Origin of the sequence: Halobacillus rhizosphaerae (assembly GCF_046719735.1) — a bacterium.
In the GTDB taxonomy this organism is placed as follows: domain Bacteria; phylum Bacillota; class Bacilli; order Bacillales; family Halobacillaceae; genus Halobacillus_B; species Halobacillus_B rhizosphaerae.
Genome location: NZ_JAUTWQ010000006.1, coordinates 66,217 through 88,596 on the forward strand (window position 1 = coordinate 66,217; position 22,380 = coordinate 88,596).

At 39.5% G+C, this 22,380-nt stretch carries 20 protein-coding genes and 1 riboswitch; of the genes, 7 read left to right on the forward strand and 13 right to left on the reverse strand.

Annotated features, from left to right (window positions below):
* Nucleotides 1-7: 7 nt before the first annotated feature.
* The 4 genes from Q7A53_RS08100 to Q7A53_RS08115 are packed head-to-tail and all read right to left on the reverse strand — an operon-like array spanning nt 8 to nt 4,142.
* Entirely contained in the window at nt 8-946 is a 939-nt protein-coding gene (locus tag Q7A53_RS08100; protein WP_411788642.1) for a hypothetical protein, read from the reverse strand.
* A 27-nt stretch (nt 947-973) separates the two neighbouring features.
* Nucleotides 974-1,804: a carbohydrate ABC transporter permease gene (locus tag Q7A53_RS08105; RefSeq protein ID WP_411788643.1), complete on the reverse strand. Its 831-nt coding sequence runs from the start codon at nt 1,802-1,804 to the stop codon at nt 974-976.
* Between the two features lie 30 nt (nt 1,805-1,834).
* Nucleotides 1,835-2,776, reverse strand: coding sequence for a carbohydrate ABC transporter permease (locus Q7A53_RS08110; protein WP_411788644.1), 942 nt, complete (start codon nt 2,774-2,776; stop codon nt 1,835-1,837).
* A 19-nt stretch (nt 2,777-2,795) separates the two neighbouring features.
* Nucleotides 2,796-4,142, reverse strand: coding sequence for an ABC transporter substrate-binding protein (locus Q7A53_RS08115; protein ID WP_411788645.1), 1,347 nt, complete (start codon nt 4,140-4,142; stop codon nt 2,796-2,798).
* A 154-nt stretch (nt 4,143-4,296) separates the two neighbouring features.
* Here Q7A53_RS08115 and Q7A53_RS08120 point away from each other — a divergent pair, with 154 nt between their 5' ends.
* Together Q7A53_RS08120 and Q7A53_RS08125 are read left to right on the forward strand one after the other, a co-directional pair.
* On the forward strand, nt 4,297-6,132 hold the full coding sequence (locus Q7A53_RS08120; RefSeq protein WP_411788646.1) for a sensor histidine kinase: 1,836 nt from the start codon (nt 4,297-4,299) through the stop codon (nt 6,130-6,132).
* 2 nt (nt 6,133-6,134) lie between these two features.
* A complete protein-coding gene (locus Q7A53_RS08125) occupies nt 6,135-7,190 on the forward strand; it encodes a response regulator transcription factor (protein ID WP_411788647.1) in 1,056 nt (351 codons plus the stop codon).
* A gap of 15 nt (nt 7,191-7,205) precedes the next feature.
* Here the strand turns inward: Q7A53_RS08125 and Q7A53_RS08130 are convergent, their stop codons facing one another.
* The 4 genes from Q7A53_RS08130 to Q7A53_RS08145 form a co-directional block, all read right to left on the reverse strand.
* Nucleotides 7,206-9,239, reverse strand: coding sequence for an alginate lyase family protein (locus Q7A53_RS08130; protein ID WP_411788648.1), 2,034 nt, complete (start codon nt 9,237-9,239; stop codon nt 7,206-7,208).
* Between the two features lie 16 nt (nt 9,240-9,255).
* Entirely contained in the window at nt 9,256-10,338 is a 1,083-nt protein-coding gene (locus Q7A53_RS08135; protein ID WP_411788649.1) for a dihydrodipicolinate synthase family protein, read from the reverse strand.
* A 1-nt stretch (nt 10,339) separates the two neighbouring features.
* A complete protein-coding gene (locus tag Q7A53_RS08140) occupies nt 10,340-11,356 on the reverse strand; it encodes an NAD-dependent epimerase/dehydratase family protein (RefSeq protein WP_411788650.1) in 1,017 nt (338 codons plus the stop codon).
* Between the two features lie 275 nt (nt 11,357-11,631).
* Nucleotides 11,632-12,117, reverse strand: a complete 486-nt coding sequence (locus tag Q7A53_RS08145) for a DinB family protein (protein WP_411788651.1) — start codon at nt 12,115-12,117, stop codon at nt 11,632-11,634.
* A 130-nt stretch (nt 12,118-12,247) separates the two neighbouring features.
* Here Q7A53_RS08145 and Q7A53_RS08150 point away from each other — a divergent pair, with 130 nt between their 5' ends.
* The 3 genes from Q7A53_RS08150 to Q7A53_RS08160 all read left to right on the forward strand — a co-directional run bounded on the left by Q7A53_RS08150 (nt 12,248) and on the right by Q7A53_RS08160 (nt 14,270).
* Nucleotides 12,248-12,472 (forward strand): hypothetical protein, encoded by a 225-nt coding sequence (locus Q7A53_RS08150; protein WP_411788652.1) that lies wholly within the window; start codon nt 12,248-12,250, stop codon nt 12,470-12,472.
* Nucleotides 12,473-12,763: 291 nt separating this feature from the next.
* Nucleotides 12,764-13,468 carry a tryptophan-rich sensory protein gene (locus tag Q7A53_RS08155; protein ID WP_411788653.1) on the forward strand — a complete coding sequence of 235 codons (705 nt, stop codon included), beginning with the start codon at nt 12,764-12,766 and terminating at the stop codon, nt 13,466-13,468.
* 319 nt (nt 13,469-13,787) lie between these two features.
* Nucleotides 13,788-14,270: a ribonuclease H-like YkuK family protein gene (locus Q7A53_RS08160; RefSeq protein WP_411788942.1), complete on the forward strand. Its 483-nt coding sequence runs from the start codon at nt 13,788-13,790 to the stop codon at nt 14,268-14,270.
* Nucleotides 14,271-14,299: 29 nt separating this feature from the next.
* Here Q7A53_RS08160 and Q7A53_RS08165 read toward each other — a convergent pair whose 3' ends face one another.
* The 3 genes from Q7A53_RS08165 to Q7A53_RS08175 all read right to left on the reverse strand — a co-directional run bounded on the left by Q7A53_RS08165 (nt 14,300) and on the right by Q7A53_RS08175 (nt 17,335).
* A complete protein-coding gene (locus tag Q7A53_RS08165) occupies nt 14,300-15,208 on the reverse strand; it encodes a DMT family transporter (RefSeq protein ID WP_411788654.1) in 909 nt (302 codons plus the stop codon).
* A 287-nt stretch (nt 15,209-15,495) separates the two neighbouring features.
* Nucleotides 15,496-15,969: a peptide-methionine (S)-S-oxide reductase MsrA gene (gene msrA, locus Q7A53_RS08170; protein WP_411788655.1), complete on the reverse strand. Its 474-nt coding sequence runs from the start codon at nt 15,967-15,969 to the stop codon at nt 15,496-15,498.
* 123 nt (nt 15,970-16,092) lie between these two features.
* Nucleotides 16,093-16,214, reverse strand: a riboswitch (SAM riboswitch).
* 425 nt (nt 16,215-16,639) lie between these two features.
* Complete coding sequence (locus tag Q7A53_RS08175; RefSeq protein ID WP_411788656.1) at nt 16,640-17,335, reverse strand: AIM24 family protein; 696 nt, start codon at nt 17,333-17,335, stop codon at nt 16,640-16,642.
* Between the two features lie 185 nt (nt 17,336-17,520).
* Between Q7A53_RS08175 and Q7A53_RS08180 the strand changes: the two genes are divergently transcribed.
* The gene (locus Q7A53_RS08180) at nt 17,521-19,437 is read left to right on the forward strand and encodes an LTA synthase family protein (RefSeq protein ID WP_411788657.1); all 1,917 of its coding nucleotides are present in this window, start codon (nt 17,521-17,523) and stop codon (nt 19,435-19,437) included.
* Nucleotides 19,438-19,595: 158 nt separating this feature from the next.
* Here Q7A53_RS08180 and Q7A53_RS08185 read toward each other — a convergent pair whose 3' ends face one another.
* On the reverse strand, nt 19,596-20,411 hold the full coding sequence (locus tag Q7A53_RS08185) for a lipid II flippase Amj family protein (RefSeq protein WP_411788658.1): 816 nt from the start codon (nt 20,409-20,411) through the stop codon (nt 19,596-19,598).
* A 293-nt stretch (nt 20,412-20,704) separates the two neighbouring features.
* Nucleotides 20,705-21,118: a DUF4395 domain-containing protein gene (locus tag Q7A53_RS08190; RefSeq protein ID WP_411788659.1), complete on the reverse strand. Its 414-nt coding sequence runs from the start codon at nt 21,116-21,118 to the stop codon at nt 20,705-20,707.
* 219 nt (nt 21,119-21,337) lie between these two features.
* On the opposite strand from Q7A53_RS08190, the gene Q7A53_RS08195 reads away from it, so the two are divergent.
* Nucleotides 21,338-22,309, forward strand: a complete 972-nt coding sequence (locus tag Q7A53_RS08195) for a bile acid:sodium symporter family protein (protein WP_411788660.1) — start codon at nt 21,338-21,340, stop codon at nt 22,307-22,309.
* Nucleotides 22,310-22,380 lie beyond the last annotated feature (71 nt).

Here is a 22,380-nt window from a genome sequence, read left to right on the forward strand (position 1 = left end):
CTCCTTCTCAGCCTAAAGCCGGAAACGAACACAAGGACTGCTTAAAATAGTCGAAGTTAATATCGTACACATAGCGGGGACGTCCTCTGTTATGAAGCTGTTCCTCCCCTATCACTGCCGCTACTTTATGCTCTTCTAGTGTGGTAAGAATTCTGCGGGCACTTCTCATAGTGATCGAGAATCCTCTTGCCAGTTCAGCTGTTGTTAATCGGTTCGTCCCTTTTGCCTGGCATAGGGAATGAAGTTTGTGAAGAGTCGCCCCGCTTACACCGATCCGCTTCAGTTCTGCTAATGAGGCAAAATCTTCAACACGGAAAGGAAGTTCTGGAGATGCATTCTGCAAATGGTTAAGAGCTGACTGTACCTTGATTAACGCCTCTTCAATACAAGGAAGGGATGGGGTAAGCAGCCAAGTCTTGATGTCCTTCTCTCTCAACCTTCGATAGACTTCCTCGTGCCCCGTCAGTACGCCTTGGACTTTACCCATTTCCCATAACTCTGTATGATGATCGATCAGCCTCTCAGGCGGGGTTTGATAAATATCGCACATATACATCGCAAGATAGCGCCCCATTCCCTCATCTTCTATTTGCGCTTTCATTGACTCTTCTCCGAAAAAATCCACACTTATGGGATAAGACATCGGAGTCTCGCTGCATTCGTAGAAGTATTTTAATAGACCTGCGTATAAAGCCGTTACCGAAAACTGCAATTTAAATACTGGAAGATCGCCAGTTGTCTTAATTAAAGAAACATGTAAAGAAATTGGAACAGGTTCTGTATAGAAAACACCGTCAAAATTTCTCCATTGAATGTTTTTTATTAATTTACTTTGTAGTTCATTGTGTTGAATGGAAACTAGGTTTAACTGTTTATATTCTCTTCCGGCAGTGTTTACCTTTTTTATGGTGTCTCCTCTGCCAATCACTAGTAAATTAAAGCTCACATTCCCACATCCTATCAACCGTATTGATTACTTCAGGCCTGAGGAACTTGCTCCTTTCACAAAAAATTTCTCTGTAAATAGGAAGACGACTAAGATCGGCACGAGTGTCATTAATGCAGCTGCTACCAAATATTGTTCCTTGCCAAACCAAGCACCCGACATAGAAAGTACTCCAATCGGCAAAGTGAATTTATCCTCTGAAGATAAATAGATCACAGGAGCCATAATTTCATTCCACTTCGTCATAAAAGTAAAAATGGTTAATGTAGCAAGCTGGGGTTTACACATTGGCAGGAAGATTCTCCAGTAAGTTTGAAACGGAGAACATCCGTCTAATTTAGCCGCTTCTTCATATTCTTTGGGTATCGTCAAGAAGGCTTGCCGCATCAGAAATATTCCAAATGGCTGAGCCAGCCACTCTAAAATCCATAAAGGAACAAGGGTATCTAAAAAACCCATATTTTTAAAAATGATAAATTGAGGAATAATCATGACAACAGGAGGAATCATTAACGTGCCTAGAACCATCAAAAATAAGGAATGTTTAAATGGAAAATCTAAGCGAGCAAAAGCATAAGCCACCATCGAACACGACAATAAGGCGCCAACAACTGATAGTACCGTAACGATTAAACTATTTAATCCATACTGAGCAAAATCAGTCATCTTCCACACGTCTAAATAATTCTGCCAGCGAAACGGGTTAGGAACCCACTCGACCGGAATCGCCGTATACTGCGTATATGTTTTTAATGAATTCAAAGCTGCCGTTACAAAAGGAGTAAGCATTAATATCGCACTGATCGTAATAATGATATAGCTTACAAGCTTTCGTTTTCTATTAGCATTTTTTTTCATTACCTATACACCTCTGCCTTCAATTCACCCTCACTTTTCATAATGAACCCATTTGTTCTGTAATTTCACTTGAATTAAAGTGATGAGAAACAGCATGATAAATAAAACCCACGCAATGGCTGATGCATAACCCATTTTGAGAAAAGCAAATCCCTGCTGGAATAAATACAGCATTAATACCATACTTGCGTTATTGGGACCGCCCGCTGCAGTAATATCACCTGAATTGCCTGTCATTACATAAATTTGTTCAAACGCCTGGAAAGTAGTGATCGTACTTAAAACTAAAACGAGAAAAGTTGTAGCTGAAATCAGTGGAATCGTTACATGCCTGAACTTTTTCAGCACACCAGCTCCTTCAATATCGGCGGCTTCATAAAGGTCTTCGGGAACATTTTGCAGACCAGCCAAGAAGATGACCATCATATAGCCGATCCCTTTCCATACGGCGACCAGAACAAGCACGGGAATGACCAGCTTTTCATCATTCAACCATTGCTGAGGCTGCAATCCGAGTTTTAGCAGAATATCATTCGCTAAACCAAATCGAGGATTGAAAATGGCATCTGCTACATAAAGGACTACTGTCCAGGAAGAAATGACCGGTATAAAGTGTGCCATTCGATAAAACTTTAAGCCTTTCAGCTGCTGATTTAATGCCACTGCTAAGATCAAGGCAAGAATCGTCTGAGTCGGCACAAATAGCACAGTGAAGTAGATGGTATTCCAAAATGACTTCCAGAAAACCGGATCCTGAATCAGCTTATGGTAATTATCCAGGCCAATCCACTCGGGACTGTTCAGCATATCGTACTTAGAAAAACTAAAATATAAGGATGCTAGCAACGTGAAAGCAATAAATACTATAAAGTGAATCAGGTAAGGGGAAATCATAAGGATTCCCCACTTCCCTTCATTACTCAGTCTGAACGTTCTATTGCGTTTTTGTTTAGATTTGTTTGTTCTATCCATAATCACCACACACTCTCAGTTACTTATTTTGATAGAATTCGTCTAACACTTTTTGAACTTCTTTGTCTGCCTCTTTCAAAGCTTTATCCACGCTGGTCTCATTGAGAAATGCACGATCAATATTATCCCCGAATTTTTTCACCCATTCGGACCACACCGCGTTAACATCCAATGTTCCTGCGAAATCAAAGCTATCAAGAAAAGCTTGTTTATTTTCCGGTTTTTCGCCAGAATTTAAAAACAGATCAGAATTTGCTACTGATTTTTTCACAGGTACGGCTTCACCTAAAGCAGCCCATTCCTTCTGTACTTCATCGTTTGATACCCAGTACTTAATCCATTCCCATGCAGCTTTAGCTTTGGCATCCGATGTACTATTGCTTATAATCCAGGAATTAGCGATTACTGGTGAGAAACGTTTACCGTCCGGGCCTTTAGGAAGCACGGTTACATCATAGTTCACTCCTGTTTCGTTAGCGGCTAATGCTCTTGCATAGATGCCTATCCTCATTGCAGCTGTTTGGCTCGGGAACGGAGACATGGGACTTTGGAAAGCCTGTAAATCTGATGGATCTGTGAAAATACCTCGGTCCATTCCATCGACGATATAATTGACGGCTTCCTTATTCTCAGGTGAGTCCACTATTGAATTACGCAAATCTTCGTCAAGAACTCCTCCGCCATAAGACTTCAGTACAGGCATCCATCCTTCTGTAATATTGAAAAAGGTAAGCCCGTATTGCTTCACACTATTCGTTTTAAACCCAGATTCGTCTGCTGTCTTCCCACTGGTATCTAAAGTTAATTTAGCACCAGCTTTCTTCAGGTCTTCCCATGTCCAATTCTCATCCGGGTAGTCTACACCTGCTTTATCGAACATATCCTTGTTGTAAAAAAGCGCTCCAATTTGAATGCCCTGGGGAACAGCCCAATATTTCCCATCTGAATCTTTATTAAAATCCAATCCGTAATAGTCATCTTTATTGAGGTCTTTATTAATCCAATCCGTTAAGTCTTTGGCCGCCCCGCGTTCTGCATATTTCTGAACGAACACCCCGTCCGACAGCCAGACATCAGGAGCATTTCCTCCGGCAATTTGGGTATCCAGCTTCTGAAAAAATTGCTGGTAGGGAGCATTTTGAGTTTTCACCTTAATATCTGGATGCTGCTTCTCAAACTTCTTAATCAACTCATTCATTTTGTCATCGGCACTTCCTGAAGAATAAAACCCTAACGTTATTTCAGTCGTATCAGAATCAGAAGAACCAGAACTCGCTTTTTCTTTAGCACCCGAGCATCCGCTTAACACAAGTAGAAAAATCAATAAACTTGCTGCCAGCCATAAACGAAACATTTTCTTGGACAAATTGTCTCCCCCTTTAAGTTTGGTGGCGTTTACATTTTTATTGTAATCCTTATTTTTTTTACCATAAATGGAAATTCATTTGAAAGTTTGTGTTTATTTCAATAAAATGAAAATAAACAATATTCGCAATATTTTCCATTAAGGAGAATGACTTTTGAGAATACTCCCTTTAAACTATCGATCCATACATGCAAAATTATTTTTTATCATTCTTCTATTTGTCTGTGCTCCTTTGCTGGTTCTTGGATACATTTGGTATGAAAAATCTACGGCAGCCATTGAACATAATGCTGTTCAATATAGTCAATATTTATTAAAGCAAACGAATGAATACATGGATTTTTATTTAAATGATTTAGAAAAAGCCACACTCCCATTCTTAACAAAGCCAGAAGTTCAATCCTTCCTTAGTCTAAATCCTGACTCCTCCACTCGATACGAAAAATATGTATTATCAAACAAGATTCAGAACGAAGCTTTTGGAGACATTTTAGAAGGTCGTTCTGATATTTACGGAATTTCTCTTATTAACAAAAATGAAATGCAAGTGAATAATTACGTACACGTCGGCGATTTTCTTAATATGGAACAAATAAAAGATCGTAACTTGCAAATGTGGAAAAATGCAGACCAATTAGATTCCTACCAAATAATGAACCTTACTTTCATCCATTCCACACCCGTACTTACAATAGTAAGGAAGGTGTACGATAAAAATACATATGAAACATCAGGACTGCTCATTGTGAATCTTCGTTTGAATCAGATTGAAAATATTATCAATGAAGTGACCCTGAGTCATTTCAAAAACGTTTGGATTGTCGACAAAAATAATAAAATTATCTACCACCCAAACGAAAATGAATTAGGCCAGACGTTTTCTTATCAGGATAGCCGGCAAGGAACCGAGGACCAGTTTTTCATCAATCGGAAGAGTGCAGCAAGTACGCTGCAAGTCTATGATCACTCCCCTGTATCAAATTGGACAATGATTGCGAATGTTCCTATGAAAAGCATTATGGGAGAATTAATTTCTTTAAGAAATTCTACGATGTGGATAGGTTTAATTCTAATTGGGATCGCTTTGTTATTTGTCGGAGGTTTTTCTCTATCTTTAACGTATTCACTCACTCATTTACAGAAACTAATGAAGAAGGCTCAGCATGGAAATTTAAACTTTACCAAAACGAAGCCGCTCCCCTTTTATAGACAGGATGAAATTAGTGAACTGTACGAGAGCTTTTATTCGATGACAAATGATCTAAACCGGTTAATTGCAGCCGTTCATTATTCTAAACGAAAAGAAAATGAGCTGGAGTTGAAAAACCGGGAGTCAGAACTTCAGGCGATGCAATCACAAATTAACCCTCATTTTCTCTACAATACACTAGAAATCATTAATTCGTACGCCATTATTGAAAATCAAATGATGATTAGTCGAATGACGACATCTTTAGCAGATATGTTTCGCTATAATGTTAGTAATACGAAAACCATCGTTACCCTTGAGGAAGAATTACAGCACATTAAAGCATATATGGAAATTCAGAAAGAGAGATTTGAAGATTTAACGGTGGTTTATGATGTAAATGAGGAAACCGTGAAAACTGTGCTTGCAGCAAGAATCACTCTGCAGCCGATTATTGAGAATGCATTTATCCATGGGTATGAAGATCATGAGCTCAAACCTGACTTTATCGGAATTTACGGAATTAAAGAGCCAGCAAGGTATATCGTTTACATTGTGGACCGTGGAAAAGGGATGTCAGGCAAGACCATGGATATGTTCAATCAATCTTTTGAACAGAATCAAGACCCGCCGTTGAGTAACAAAACGACGAAGAGAATTGGGTTAATCAATGTTCATAAGCGAATCTCTTCAAACTTTGGTGATCCCTACGGCCTGTTGATCAAACAATCCGATGAACGAGGGACCGTCATTCAAATTAACTTGCCATTTGATTATGAAGTTAAAAAGAAGGAGGCATAGCCATGTATACGGTACTTATTGCAGACGACGAAAAAATGATAAAGAAAAGCATCTCGGCCTTAATTCAAAACAATCCCACTGGGTTTCAAATTGTAGGGGAGGCAAAAGACGGCGAAGAGGCGAGTCAATTAAATCAGCAATTTGAGCCTCACCTCATTATCACCGATATCCGGATGCCTAAAATGAACGGTCTTGCCTTTATTCAAAAAGTTAATGCAGAAAATCCTAAAGCTAAATTCATCATTATCTCAGGGTATGATAAATTTGAATACGCTCAATCTGCTCTCAGATTCGGCGTGGTAGATTTTTTGCTAAAGCCGATCAAACCTGACCAATTCCTTGCTTCTTTGGGAAAGGTTAAGGCCAAGTTGGAATCAGAAAATCAAAGTTCTAAGGAAAGAAGTAAGTGGGTATGGATCATTAAGTCCTTTGCGGAGAAGCTTGCGGATCAAATTTGGCTGCTGGAAGAAGAAAAAACAACCCTCATGATTACTGAACTTCACACCCAGATTGTTGAGAATAAGGTAGAGCCTGGATTAATGAAGTCCCTTTATGCAGACCTTATTGTATATATTAAAGGGGAGCTAAACAAACAATCTGCGGATTTCACTTTGGATGAACCACTGAATAATTCCATACTTCCTAACGATACGGAGAAGATGAGACGAACATTAATCGGCTTCTGTCAGACTCTTATGGATCAAATTAAAGAGGTAAGAAATTTCGGGCACCGAAAAAATATACTGAAAGCAGTGGCGTATATCGAAACTCATTTCAGAGAAGAAACCCTTTCACTTCAAGAAGTAGCTGATACTGTCCACATGTCTCCTTCTTATTTCAGCATGGAGTTTAAAGCGGAAACTGGAATCAGTTATAAACAGTTTATTACCAAGCTCAGAATTGATAAAGCCAAAGAATTATTAAACAACCCGGTATTTAAAACTTACGAAATTGCTCATTCTATTGGATACGGGGATTATCCTCATTTTACAAAGACTTTTAAAAGACATATAGGAATCACCCCCACCCAATACCGGAAAAGGATCGGAATTTCATAACAAGGTACATCTCACTTACGTTTTTACCACCCATGATTGCTCAGAATTTGTGTCTTTCTTTAGAAAGAGAACCTCTCCTGTCATCTGTGTATCAGCGAATTGATAGCTGAATGGACCTTGATGGGAGAATACTACAATTTCTTCCCGGTCTCCTCTTTTCACTTCTAATGCGGTTACTTCATAATCCGTCAGCTTTTCATATCGCGTTGAAAAGACATCTATTTTCCGCATGCTAAACGGACCCTCCTCTTCAGAGGACCTTGGAAGGAGGGCGGTGATAAAAGTCGTTACACCTTTCCCTGTTTTTGAGGCAGTTAGTTTAACGGCCTGCCGCTTCTGATTATAATGTCTGGAAACCCAGCTCTCCTCTTTACTTAATTGGACAGGATCCAACCAGATCATAGAAAGTTTCTCTCCTTCTTCCCGTTCTATCAACACTTCCTCCCCCTCTTTCAACACTCTCAATTCCGCGTGTTCATCCAGATGAAAGTGCTGGGTGTACACATGTTCTTCACGGGAGAGAAAACGATCGATGAGAATATAATAATCAGGCTTCACGTAAAATATCTGCCGAAGAACCTGGACTGGATCATCGAGTTTCCAGTATCCATCATGTCCGGCTTGCACAAAATCGAAAGCATCTGAAGTCCTCCAGTAAGGTTGGGTAATATTCGCCACTTGGTCCCAATGCCAGGAATCTACATAACTAGAAATCGAGTGGTTATCCACACTCGTAGTATTATGTTGAAACGACTCCTTAAAATACTTTCGCTCTTCATTCTCCATATACGTGTACCTGCCGGGATCCACTAGAAATTCTTTACCAAAAAGAGTGAGATCGATGTGGAGGAAATCATCGTGGCCATGGGCTCGGATAATGTCCATATGACCGCCATCAAACAATAAGTAATGTCCCTTTGAGGACCAGTTATTCCTTAACACAGAGTAACCTGAATTCTCCAAATGGATGGATCCAAATGCTGGACTCAGCGTTAGTAAGGCGGAGTAATCGGATAATCCTTTCTCTCCAAAATACCAAATCCCCTCGTAATCCAACCCTTTATAGCCTTTACATTTCCAATCTCCCCGTTGAAATAAAGCGGCCCCTCTTGTGAGAACATCCCGAATGTCAGTATCATCACTATCACTCAATCTCGGCTGGTTCCCATTAGGCTTTATTAAAGCAAAAGAAGCGTGATACATTTTTTCAAGAGTCCTTTTTAATTCCTCTGGCATCGGCATTTCATTGACTTCAGATAATAGAATCGATTCAAAAAGGCAATGAAGAACTTCGTGATGATACATTGGACTTTGTTCATTATGCATCCCATCGCTAAATACTTGAAGGCGGCACATAGCTTCTAAACGACTTATCGCCTGTTCCTGCCAGCTTTTTGCTTCAGAAAATTGGGGAAACAGAACAGAAATTTGAAACAAGCCATTAGTTTCTAAAAATCCCCAATTGCTTTGCTGATCATGCGGCGTATAAGCCATGCTTAAATATTGGCCATGCATGTGAACAGCATCTCCAAAGATCATCTCCTCTTTCTCTCCCCATAAATGGGACTCACGAACACAGAAGTAACCTTTGATCCAATTCGTAATTCGAATGCCGCTGTCCAGCTTCCTCCACGTATCCTTCACGTTATATTGCGTTGCTTTACTTTGCCGGACATCTTCTAAAGTTAACGGGTTGTGCTCTACCCAATCTTTTAACAATCTGATAAAGGAAGACGCATATTTTTCATCATCGGTAAGCCAGTACGCCTGACCGAGTTCTGCCATAAATCTGGCTCTGTTTAAATTAACGGTCCATTCAAAGTCTCCGTTATATCTGTATGTCCAATCTACTTCACCGCCGAATGAAACCGGCGTTTCACATCGTTCCATATCCCATCGATGAGTGAATATAAAAGTATTCTCACATGCTAAATCCGCTCTCTCTAAGACCTCCTCTACTTCACGGCCCCAGTTTTTCTCACACATCTCTTTTATAAACGGACGCTGCTGCGCCTGATAAAAAAATCTGGAACTTTTTTCTTCTGCCAATCTCCTCCCTCCATTCCTAATTTGAATGTAAAGAAACCCCGCTTAACCAGCCAGGCAGATTCTCCTTAATAAAATCATCATCGGTTAGGTGAGGATACTGGAGATAAACTCTGTTAATTTCCTCCATCTGCCCCGGGCTCAACTGCTCGGTATCCTTCAGACAGACATTTTCTCTAACAAGCCCTTGTCGTCTCAGCACCTCATTAATACCAGCTATACAGCCTTTGAAACCATTTCCCGGATCAAACAAGGCCGCATTCGCATCAGTTATTTCGGCACCAATGGTCAACATTTCCACAGGGATGCTGTCCATATCCTTTATTCTTTTTATTTCTTCTAACAATTCCACCGCTTTAGTTGTCCACACCGCCCACTGTCCAAGTAATCCTCCTATCATCTGTTTAGTACGTACTTCTCCACCAACGGAAAAGCGGAATTCAGTTAACAGATCCGCTACAATATTGTCATCATTACCGGTATATAATGCTATATCTGAATGACGTGAAGAGTGGCAGACGGCTCGGACCACCTCCAGGGTACAATAGCGATCAAATGGGGCAAGCTTAATAGCTGTTACTCCAGGAATCTCACAAAATTCTCTCCAGAAATTATAGCTGAATCGACGTCCACCTACCGATCTCTGTAGATAAAATCCAAAAACCGGGAGCACATCAGCTACGGCTTTCACTCTTTCCAAATGCTGTCTCTCACTCAAGTGGGTCAGGCCCCCCATACTTACTAAACCTAGATGGTAACCAAGCCCCGCTGCCGTCTCTGCTTCTGAAATAGCTTGGGTTGTTTCTCCAGCAATGCCGGCTATTTTGAGAAAAGGACGATTTAACTGGGCTTTGTTTATTTCCTCTGCTGCCATTCTTAATACTGGTTCATAAAGGTCAATTCCTTTTTGACGGATTTCAAACTGAGTGGTATGGACCCCAATGGCAATACCACCTGCGCCGCTTGCCATATAATAGTGCGTCAAAGCGCGCTGCCGCTCTTCATCTAATTTCCGTTCTCTTGTTAAAGCAAGCGGATGAGCAGGAATCACTGTTCCTTGAAATAATAAGTCTCTCAACTCCACTTTAAGAGAATGAGTCATATCAGTAATTCCCCTTTCTCTCTTGGAAATGGGTTGGTTTGCCGATCAATTCACCGTTATTAGTCAACCACCCAGCCGTCCAGTCCATCATTTCTCTAATGGTCACGGAAGGGTATCCAAATAACTGGTGAGAATGAGAAGCGTTGCTTAACAGGGCGGTTTCCTGTTCCTCCCCTTCAAAGATAGGTTCAATGCCGAATTTCTCACCAAACCTTTCAGCTAACCATCGAACTGAAAGAGTTTCTGGACCCGTAATATTTAAAGCAAGCGGCGGCGATTGGCAGTGGAGCAAGGAGCGTAATGCCATTTCATTCGCATCTCCCTGCCAGATGACATTCACGAAACCCATGTTTAAGTTAATCGGCCGTTTTTCTTTTACTGCTCTGGCAATCTCAACTAATACCCCGTACCGAAGATCAATTGCATAATTTAAGCGAAAATGAACTTGAGGGATATGATATTTATGAGAGAAATGACTAAATATCCTTTCTCTTCCAAGACAGGATTGAGCGTATTCACCTAGAGGATTCGGAGTCATTTCTTCTGAGGATCCGCCACCTCCAATATAACTGTGCGGATACACGTTACCTGTAGAAAAAACAACGATCTTAGACCGTTTGAATTTTTCCGCAGTTCGCCCAGGTAAATAAGTGTTCATTGCCCAGGTGAAATGTTCATTACCAGTTGTCCCAAACTTGTTGCCTGCCATATATATGATATTTTCAACCTCAGGCAGCGCCTCCAATTCTTCCTCGTTTAATAAATCTGCCTGAATGGTTTCAATTCCACTGCTTTCCAACTCTTCTTTTAAAGTTCCTTGGGAAAATCTCGAAACTCCAATGATCCGTTTATCAAGTCGGGCAGTTCGTACTGCATTCTTAGCTAGCATGGCAAGTGTCGGTCCCATTTTCCCTCCCACACCGAGAATCATGATATCTCCTTTTATTTTTAATAAATCATCCACTAGCCTCTGTGAGGGCTGAGACATTTTATATTCCAATTCCTCAATTGTTTCCATTGATGTATTCCCTCCCTGGTAGGACTATAATTTATCGATTATATTTATAGTAGTGGAGGATTGTGCTCCAAACAACGACTTTAATAGGTCCTTTATTAAACACCAGTGGCCTGAAAATATTTCTTTATGGAAAAATACAGAAATCCTGCATCAAACAAAAAATCCGAACGGTGATGGAAGAATGCTGGTAGCATTTCATCATCGTTCAGATTTAATAATCGCTTAAGAATTTCTATCCCTGTCTCTGACCCATCGTTTTAAATTTCCGTTTTTCTTCAATCCATGAGCTGCTTCTTTTCTTTAGAAGGTCCATAGATATCCGGCACTTTCAAGCCCGCTTGGCTCATGAGGACCGTCATCTGGCCTCTATGGTGAATCTGATGCCGTATTAAAATCATTAAAAAGTAATGATTGGGGATAACTTTCCCATTTAACGTGCTATTCTCATTCAAGGAATGATCCGTCCATTGAGTATAAATGGCCTTTTTAAAAGAATGACAGCTATTTTCATAGTGACGAATGAGCGCTTCTGATGATTCCTGCACGCTGTCCTGCGTTACTGAATCTTCAATTTCCAATCCTGTATGTTCCATGAGTTCTTGGATAGAGTTAATGATATGGAGGGCAATTTCACCTAAGTTTCTCTGCTCAGGAGTAACACGCTGCTGCAAGGAATCATCTGTCAGTCCTTGAAAAATTTTCATCGTCTCTTCCACTTCATACTCCCACGACAAGAAAAAACCATTAAGTGATTGGTACATTCCGACTCCTCCCGTATTTTTTCCTGCATTTAGTCTCTTGTTCTGTTCTCTTTACTTCCATTCCCTTACAATAGAAACAATAATCCTTTCATATTAAAAAAAGAAAAGACAAAACCGAGGAGCGATGGATGTGAACATAAGCTATTATTTAATCATCGTTGGTATTTGTATCGTTGCCTTAGCTGGCACCTTAATGATCGCAAGAACCGTTTCAAAGAAAGAACCACAATCACAAGAAGAGGATTTAAAAAGTCTCAAGGAAGCAGAAAACAACTCCAGTATTCCCATGTTAACGATTATCTACCTTATTACCTTTCTAATCATCATCCTGCTGGTTTGGATCTATATTTTCTGATTTAAAGGAAACGGGACTATACAGTAAGATAGTTCAATAGACTTTTAAACTAAGATGGGATTCACGATCAAAAAAACCCGAACCTTGGAATGGTTCGGGTTTTTTTAAGGGGCATTTCTTTTGTGATCCCCCTTTTATAATCCATTCCTCTCATGAAGCTGCTGGCATTTATTTCTTTTTCCATCATAGACTTGTATTAGACCAAGCTAACTTTATAAAACAAAGGATTATCTGGAATAGAGGAGGAAAGAACCTGAAAAATATTAGTTGTGTTAAAGGAGTGGACTTTGAATGAGTCTTCTGGGACTGAAACTATTCAACACGGTCAGTTATCTCTATTTATTAGTATCTTCCCTAATTATTGCAGATTTCACCGGCGGATTTTCAGAAAAGGTATTAGTGGCACCTGCTCCTTTTGCCTTTGCAATATGGGGACTTATCTATATTACCCTTCTCATTTTTATCGTCCTGCAGTTCTTTGATTTAGAGAAACTAAACAGGATGGTTGCGGCTATCCGTTTCTGGTTTCCACTTAGTATGCTTCTTTCAGGAACCTCCGTTATTGTGGGGACAAGCTATTCCATTCTTTTTCTCGCTGCTTCTCTCCTCACTCTCTGCAAGGTATACAGCAATTTGAAAGCTTCTATTCCTATTGGGACGTTCTATTACCGTCTCCCGTTCTCGCTTTATCTAGGATGGACATCAGTTGCCACCATAGTCGATACTTTTATTGTTTTTAAATACAACGGAATTCAAGAATTTTTAGGACTTCATGAATTAGCTTGGTCGGTCATTATGCTTATCGCGGGAGGATTAATTGCTATTATCTTTCATTATGTTCAAAAGGACTATATATTCCCGCTAGTTTTTATTTGGGGATATATCGGGATTAATGCAAATCAGCAGCTTTCGATTATATTGACGGTTACAAGCAGCATGATCCTAATTATCACCTTAGTATTAATGACAAGCGCTCTAAAAAAATTAAGAAGCTAGCTTTCTTTACGTATTTTAATTCAAACTTTATAGCATTTCTAAGTAGAATCAATCGTCTCTTTCCACGGATAAATGAACTAACCATTGAGAAACTAATAAGTAGATCAATATTCCCTGGATTCTCCTGCCATCCAGTCAAAACCGTAATCACAGCATAGAATAAGGTAAGATCTTTCAAACCATCTTATCTTGATGGTTCGCCTGACGAACGGCTGCTCAATCATTCGTTTCTGGAGAATTGCAAAGAAGATTACTCTAACTATTGAGGTGTTATAAAGTGGAGGAGCAACTTTCATTTCAAAATATTGCCCGGGAAAACATGGATTTCACAGAGGTGTTTGATCATATTTATTCCTTTATGAATAAAGACGCATTAGGAAATTATCGCTTAATGCTCGGGACAGATTCACAGATTCATTCAGATTCAACAATATTCATTACAGGGATTGTAATTCAAAGGGTTGGCAAAGGGGCCTGGGCATGCTTCCGCAAAGTGATCATTCCAAGGAAAATGACTGTGCTCCACGAGCGAATCTCCTATGAGACCACTTTAACTGAAGAAGTTGCTGTCCTATTTACTCCTGAGAAAATTAATCTGCTGGTTGATTTAGTCCTGCCCAACATTTATCGGGGATCCACCTTTACAATGGAAGGTCACATTGATATTGGTGCAGGAGAAAGGAATCGTACTAGTGTTTATGTGAATGAAATGATCGCTCGAATTGAATCTTTAGGAATCGAACCAAAAATCAAGCCCGACTCCATTGCCGCGAGCAGTTATGCAAATAAATATACGAAATAAAGCAGCAGAGTGCTGCTTTATTAAGTGGGTCAGACCGCTTTTTTGCTTTTTCGCACGGCCGCTTTTCCCTTTGGCTTTCGACTAGCCAAGTATACCCCGAAAAAGATAATGAACAAGCCTGCAAGCAAATGACTAGTAACAGCTTCTCCAAGTAACACATACCCCCAAACCATTGCCGTGATAGGAATAAGATAAGTTACCGACGTTGCAAATTCAGCACTCCCCTGTGTAACTAAATAATAAAATAACAGGTGAGCTATTCCTGAACCAAAGCAGCCTAGTCCTATGATGGCAATGATAATGACTGGATCTGTAAAGGAGGCAGATACAAATTGCCGGGCTGATCCTGAGGCGATCACTCCTATTCCTCCAATTACAGTTCCTGCAATCAAGGAACAAGCAGTAATTAGAAATACTCCCGTATTTTGCAAATATTTTTTGGTGTATTGTGAAGCGAACCCATAACTTATCGCTGCTAACACCATCGTCCCCACCCCAATAAAACTTTCATTAAATAACTCTCGCACATTAAAATTCATTAAGACAAGGATTCCGATAAATCCAAGCAGCACTCCTGCCCACTGTCTTTTTTTCAAAAGGATAGAAAAGAACAAAAAGCCAATTAAGCTCGTACAAATAGGGGTTAGAGCATTAAGAACGGCGGCAGTACTGCTATTAATTTGTGTTTCGCTAAGAGCAATCAGTCCCCACGGAAGACCAGCATTAAAAATCCCGACGACCGCTAAAGATTTAAAAGGGATAGGTCTCACAATCTTTTTCCGATTAAACCACAAGAACGGTAATACTATGATTGCACCTGCAAAGCATCTCAAAAAGACGGTCCCCCATAACCCAACGGGGTCGACCAGCCACTTAATAAAAACAAAAGATAATCCCCAGATCAAACTCAAACCTGCCAGCGCTCCATATAACCTCACAGTCTTTTCCTCCCCGTAAAATAAATCCTTAAGAATAGTCATCAAATTGAAAGAAGGACAAGGTAACTAGTTAGTTTTGTCGTTTCTTCTTCAATCGAGTCACCTGAAAAATTATACCATCTTCATGAAGGATACAGCCAGTCGCTGCAAATCGAACTTCAATGAGTAACCCACTCAACCAAAACCGTTATACTTAGCTCTTCTTACATGCTCGAAGACATAGAAAACCCGAACCTGATTTGGAGGTTCGGGTTTTCATAATAATATTTTTCATGCTGCGCTCAAGATCAGCTAATCCCGCAAGCAACAGATCCATGTTTTTGGAAATATTTCTGATGGTCTTCTTCAGCTTCGTAAAATGTATCCACTTTTACAATTTCCGTCACAATCGGACGCTTAAAGATAGATTTTTCGTTCCATTCTTTTACTTTCTCTTCAGCAATAAATTTCTGACTGGCATCTGAATAAAAAATTGCAGAGCGATATTGATGGCCAACGTCTCCACCTTGCTGATTCTTAGAAGTAGGATCATGCGCTTCAAAAAAGATATTTATCAATTCATTATAAGTAATAACAGATGGATCATATTCAATTTTTACAGCTTCTGCATGGCCAGTGTCCCCTGTTTTCACTTGTTCGTAAACCGGGTCCTTCACTTTGCCACCTGTATAACCGACGCGTGTTTGAGTTACTCCTTCAAACCTTTCAAAAAATGCTTCAACACCCCAAAAACATCCTGCTCCAAAAATCGCTGTTGCCATTGTCATCTTCCCTTTCCTTAACGCAACTTCTTTCTATTTAGAGAGCGTAACGGGTTTATTAATGATAAAGACCCCCATTTCTTATCCAATGTAAGAAATGGGGGTCGTAATTTCCGTACGATCCTCTCATCTCTTAGAATGCAAAGCATTCTACAGGAATTGGCACCGTTCTCTTCAATCTCGTGGATTGAATCGATGGTTGCCGGGCATCAAAGGGCCAGTCCCTCCGCCTCTCTGGATAAGAAGTTTCCGTTATTATTTTTATATTGATTCCCATCTTACATTGTTTTTATCCTGAAGTAAAGGTTTGTGCTGAAAAAAATTCTTCTATCCCTATCTTATGAAAGAATTAGAAATTGATGATAAAAAAATAAAGTTTTTCTTTCATGATTAAGAGCATGATTTACAACATACATTTGAAGAGGTTGACGACTTTCTTCATTAAATATGTGTTTCGTATGCAGGAGTGTTCGCTTGTATTCCTTGACGAAGGTTTCAAGTTCTCCCATAGAAAGGGTGAGGCAAGACAGCTCCCACACTTTCTTAAACCATACAGAAGACTCAAGTTGTACATACATTAAAATGCAAATTCATCCTTATCATTTTTCCAAGAACGAAAGCAGATTTGCGTATTAAATGTCGAAAAATTAAAAAAACCTTCCTTATTATATTAGGAGCTGTTCCCATTCGTATAGATTTCTTCAAATGGCTGAACAATAACAAATCCTTCTCCAGAGAATTTCATTTGGATCGATTCACCGCTGCCTCTGCCTAAAAAAGTTTTAAAACTAATATCCGTTTGAAACTCTGGCTCTAAAATTCCCGACCACGCTACAGTAGCGTGCGGATCTGTTATAACAGGATCATATGGAGTAACGAGAAGTGTAAGAGGCTCGTAGTGGGAAGTAATCGCTACTCTTCCTGTCCCTTTCAGGGTGACGTTAAATAATCCCCCTGACATCATTCCAGCGATTTTCTTCATTAATTTAATGTCCCACTCTATTCCTGGTTCAAATGCAAGAAGATCGTTTCCATTTACTGTTATAGATTCATCATCCAAGTGTAAAATCGTAATCTTTTTACCTTGATCTGCTAAATACAGTCGTCCGCTCCCTTCTGCTTTCATTAAAGAGGTCCCTTCTCCAGTCAAAGCCTTTTTAAACATGCGGCCGACCCCATGCTCTAGAATTCCTTCTCTTTCAAATTTAATCTGTCCATTATAAGAAATCATCGATCCAGCTTTTGCCCAGACTTGATCTGTTAAATTCACTTCTAAAATTCTTGGTGTTTCCAATTCAAAGTAATCGTTTTCATTATCATCCTGTTTGGTTTTCTTTATAAATTCTTCAATTGAGTACTTACTCATTTTGATACCTCTTTTCTACTATTTATTGACTTATAGGTTTATACGAGTATAAAATAGGTTAGGTTTCATAAATAGATATTGTAACAGAAGTTTCATAAACTAGTTCTTCTTTCTTGTTTACTTATTGTAAATATTTTGTTAAATTATATTATTATAACTCATGAAAGAAACACAGGAGGTTCATCATGAATAAAGATTATAAACAATGGTTGAGTAAGGGTTGGGTTTTCTTCGCTGCCGCGGTTCTCTTTTTGTGGGCAAAAACCTATTACGCTCTTCAGACTGCTTTTACTTTAGATATTGAAAATGGCGTACAGCAATTTATTCTAGTGATAACACCGATTAGTTCCATTTTATTTTTCTTAGGATTGTCATTCTTCTTTTCACCTAAGAGAAGAAATAAAGCGTTCATGACGATTTATTTCATCATGTCATTTGTTTTGTATGCGAACGTCGTTTACTATCGTTTCTTTAATGACTTCATCACTCTTCCCGTTCTTATGCAGTATAAGAACTTCGGTGATCTTGGTGGAAGTGCTAAAGCTTTAACGCATCCAATGGACGTATTATATTGGTTGGATACTGTAATTCTTGTTGCTTGGCTTGTCTTTAAGAAGATTAGACCTACAATGGAATTCCGCAAACGTACAGTAGCGATGATTTTCGCAACTGTTCTTGGTTTTGCAGCTGTTAACTTAAGTTTAGCTGAAGTAGAACGCCCTCAGCTGCTTGTAAGAACATTCGACCGCGCAAAACTAGTAAAACTTCTTGGAATCTATAACTATCACATTTACGACAGTGTTATGACGGCTAAGACATCATCACGCCGCGTTTTCGCTGACAGCAATGAATTATCTGAGATATTGAACTATGTCAATTCTCAACAAGGTAAAATGGGTGTACATGGTAAATACTTCGGTAAAGCAAAAGGAAAAAATGTGGTTCTTGTATCATTGGAATCCACACAAAACTTTGTTATCAACCGAAAGTTACACGGTCAGGAAATCACACCATTTTTGAATGATCTGGCAGATGACAGTTTCTACTTTGATAATTTCTATCACAACACGGGGCAAGGTAAGACCTCAGATGCAGAATTTTTAATTGATAACTCCTTGTATGGACTTCCAAGAGGAGCAGTTTATACGACCAATGCGAACAATGAATATAATGCAACCCCTGAAATTGTAAAAGATCATGGCTATACTCCGGTAAGTTTACACGGAAACCATGCAAGTTTCTGGAACAGAGATGTGATGTACCAATCTCTTGGTTACGATCATTTCTACTCTAAAGATTCCTACAATGTTACAGATGAGAATTCTGTAAACTATGGCTTAAAGGACATTCCTTTCTTTGAACAATCTATGCCGATTGTTAAGAATCTGGATAAACCTTATTATGCGAAATTTATTACCATGACTAACCATTATCCGTATATTACGAATGATAAAAGTATGGAAATGATTGACCCTGCTGATACGGGTGATGGATCAGTGGACCGTTATTTCCAAACCGTCCGCTATGAAGATGAGTCAATTAAGAAATTCTTCCAGCTTATGAAGGAAAATGGCGAGTATAAAGACACGATTTTCGTCTTGTATGGCGATCACTATGGTATCTCTGAAAATCATAATCGTGCGATGAGTGAAATTCTTGGGAAAGAGATTCGTCCGTTTGAACACGTTCAATTGCAAAAAGTTCCATTGATCATCCACATTCCTGGAATGAAAGGAAAGACAATGGACACTGTAGGTGGAGAAATTGACTTGAAACCTACCATCCTTCACCTTTTAGGTATTGATGAGAAGAATGATGTTCAGTTCGGTACAGATCTATTTGCTAAAAATCGTGAAAGTGCCACGATCTTCCGTGATGGAAGTATGGTCACAGATAAATACGTTTATGCTGCTGAGGGGAATAAGTGTTATGACAAATCCTCTGGCGAAGAAATAGACATGAAAACCTGTGCTCCATTAAAAGATAAAGCAGATAAAGAACTTCAGTACTCCGATAAAGTCGTTTATGGCGACTTGCTCCGCTTCCTGGATAGCGAACAGAAAGAAAACCAGGATAAGAAAGACACTGAAGCCAGTCAATAATATTAGAAAGCTGGAGAACTTGATTCTCCAGCTTTTCTTATATAAAAAAACGCATGGAATTTAGATTCCATGCGTTTTTTTATGTTTACGTTAACTCTTTTGCAATATTAGATGTTCCAACAATCACTCGGGGATCCGGAAGTTCCCCATTGTTTCATTTACACAATAAACTTCGTGAACCATGCAACATATTCAGCTCCGGGGATAAATAGCAGCTGGGCAAGAATAGTCCCCAGCAGCCTGGAGGTCACCATCATAAGCGATACGTTCTTCAAAGTTACGTAGCTCCCCTTTTTATTAATCACGTCGTCTGCCATCACGGATATCTTGGGATCTACAAATATCACCAATAAAATCGTTGCCAAGCCGTTTATCAAACCTGATGCCATAATGGCTGTAGAGTGACGGTCTGGCGCAAGCAAAGCAGCATATAACGCTGATAATACCCCTATAGTATAAATAGAAGTCACGACCATATTGACGAGAAACAGACGTTTAGGAAATCCTTTAAGAGACAGCCCTTTTAAATACGTTTTTCTAGGAAGATGGGTGTGAAGAAGCCCCCGTTTGAAATAATCATATGAAAACAGTGTCTTAAACAACGCAGGAACAGAACCTTTTTGATTCGATAAATGGATAATCGCTCTTGAAAACAAGGCTACAAAAGTAGGCAGCAAAACAATTCCCAACAGAGTCCCTGCCGTTGATGCCCCAATAATAAATCTGTACTGGTGGGCCACAAACACGAGAGGATGATCTTCTGGCGCAGCATCGATTAAACTCCCAGTGAAAGGCTGCTGCATCATGTTTGCCAATCTTGATACAATGACCATTAAGTTAAATAATGACAAGGCAGAAGCTATTAACCCTACTCTTGCCCCTGATAACCTCACGGCATAAGCTAACGTTTCAATCGTGTGAATAATTAATATGAACAAAGCGATATAGATGACTTTTGCGGTTAAGAATTCCATTCGTTCAAACCCTTCCTTACTTGAGAAGAGAATGTTCTCTAAACCTATGTAAATACGATATTCTCTTCCAAAATCATAGCTGTTTTCCTTATTATTCCTAGAAATCGATTATAGCACAACTAGAGGATAAAGCACCCTCATAGCTGAAACAAGTCTTAGAATTCAATTGAGGAAGCTAGACAGAGGGAGTCAAAAGTCCACAGCACAGACAGCAATTTATGAAGTACACAATAAAAACCCGAACTTCTACAAGTAAAGTTCGGGTTTTGACAGATTAGATTCTCTTTTGATGATTACGTCTGCGGATTAGCTCTTTTATATTTCCACATTTTAAATCGATAACGAATGGTGCAGCCTATACAGAACCCCATCAATGCGATTCCTGCTGCAGCGATCACCATAATACTAAATAAATAACCAAAGAAAGCCAAATGTAAATAAAAGAAAGCCAAAGATGCCCCTATACAGATCGTCGCAATCCACTGGTTAAACAACTGCTGGTCTTTATCTTCCGGAATATAGGAGTTCAATGGCTTCCTTAGAAACTGTTTCCCAAAAAGGATAACTGGGTTTTGCTTAGAGATTAATGTATAGACGCCAACTATAAATGGAACGAGCAAGATAGCTTTATAAAAAACAAGCGCCAGGATGACCGTGACAACTATAAAAATTTGATTTAATTGGACAAGCGGTTTTGGAATACTCATGAAACATTTCCCCTTTCACTTATAACCTATTATACATGGTGATTTACTCGGAATAAAGATTTATATTTCCTCAAATCGATTCCACGAACGAACTTCTATCCATCTCCAAATATTCTAATTACATACTTCTTCTCTTTTTTTTCCCAGATGTATTGGTTCTATTAATCTGAAAATAGTGTATAATCTGAAATTATATTTACATAGTAGAGGAGTGAAGAAATGAAAACGTTAGAAAAAGTTAGTCATTTTGCAGGCAGTACATTTGCTATTTGGGTGCTATTATTTGCGATTTTATCTTTTATTTTTCCTGCAGGGTTTACATGGATAGCTCCTTACATCGTTCCGCTGCTGGGGATCATTATGTTTGGTATGGGACTGACTCTTTCCAAGAAAGATTTTCAGGAAGTATTTAAGCGTCCTAAAGATGTAGCCATAGGGGTAGCCGGACAATTTATATTCATGCCGCTCATTGCCTTTTTCCTTGTCTCCGTACTTCCAGTTTCAACTGAAGTCGCTGTGGGCGTTATTCTGGTAGGATGCTGCCCTGGAGGTACCTCCTCTAATGTTATGACTTATCTATCCAAAGGGGATACAGCGCTGTCCGTATCTATAACTGCCGTATCGACCCTGCTTGCGCCTTTTCTTACGCCTGCACTTATTCTCTTATTTGCAAGCCAATGGCTGCCTGTATCAGCCGGGGCGTTGTTCTTATCTATTGTAAAAATCGTTCTTATTCCTATTCTTCTCGGGCTTCTAGTGAAAGCAATGCTTGGGAATAAAATAGAATCCGGGGTTAAGGCGCTGCCTCTGGTTTCTGTGATAGCTATCGTAGCTATTGTAGGAGCTGTAATTGGGGCAAACCAAGCTAAAATTGCTGAAACGGGGGTCGTGATATTCGCAATTGTCATCCTCCATAATCTCATTGGATATTTGGCTGGTTACGGACTGGGAAAACTATTTAAAATGGATCCCGCCAAGAAACGAGCGGTATCGATAGAAATAGGTATGCAGAATTCTGGTCTCGGAGCCACACTTGCATCTGTGCATTTTAGTCCGCTGGCTGCTGTTCCTAGTGCTATCTTTAGTGTGTGGCATAATATTTCTGGACCTATTGTTGCCACCATCTTTAGAAAGCAAAAGGAAAAAGATGAGCTTAAGACGGATAAATCCCGCGTTACCCGTGTTTCTTAACCGACATGGAATGGCTCACACAAAAACCCGAACCAATCATGGCTCGGGTTTTTTGGTGAATAAAATTCTTG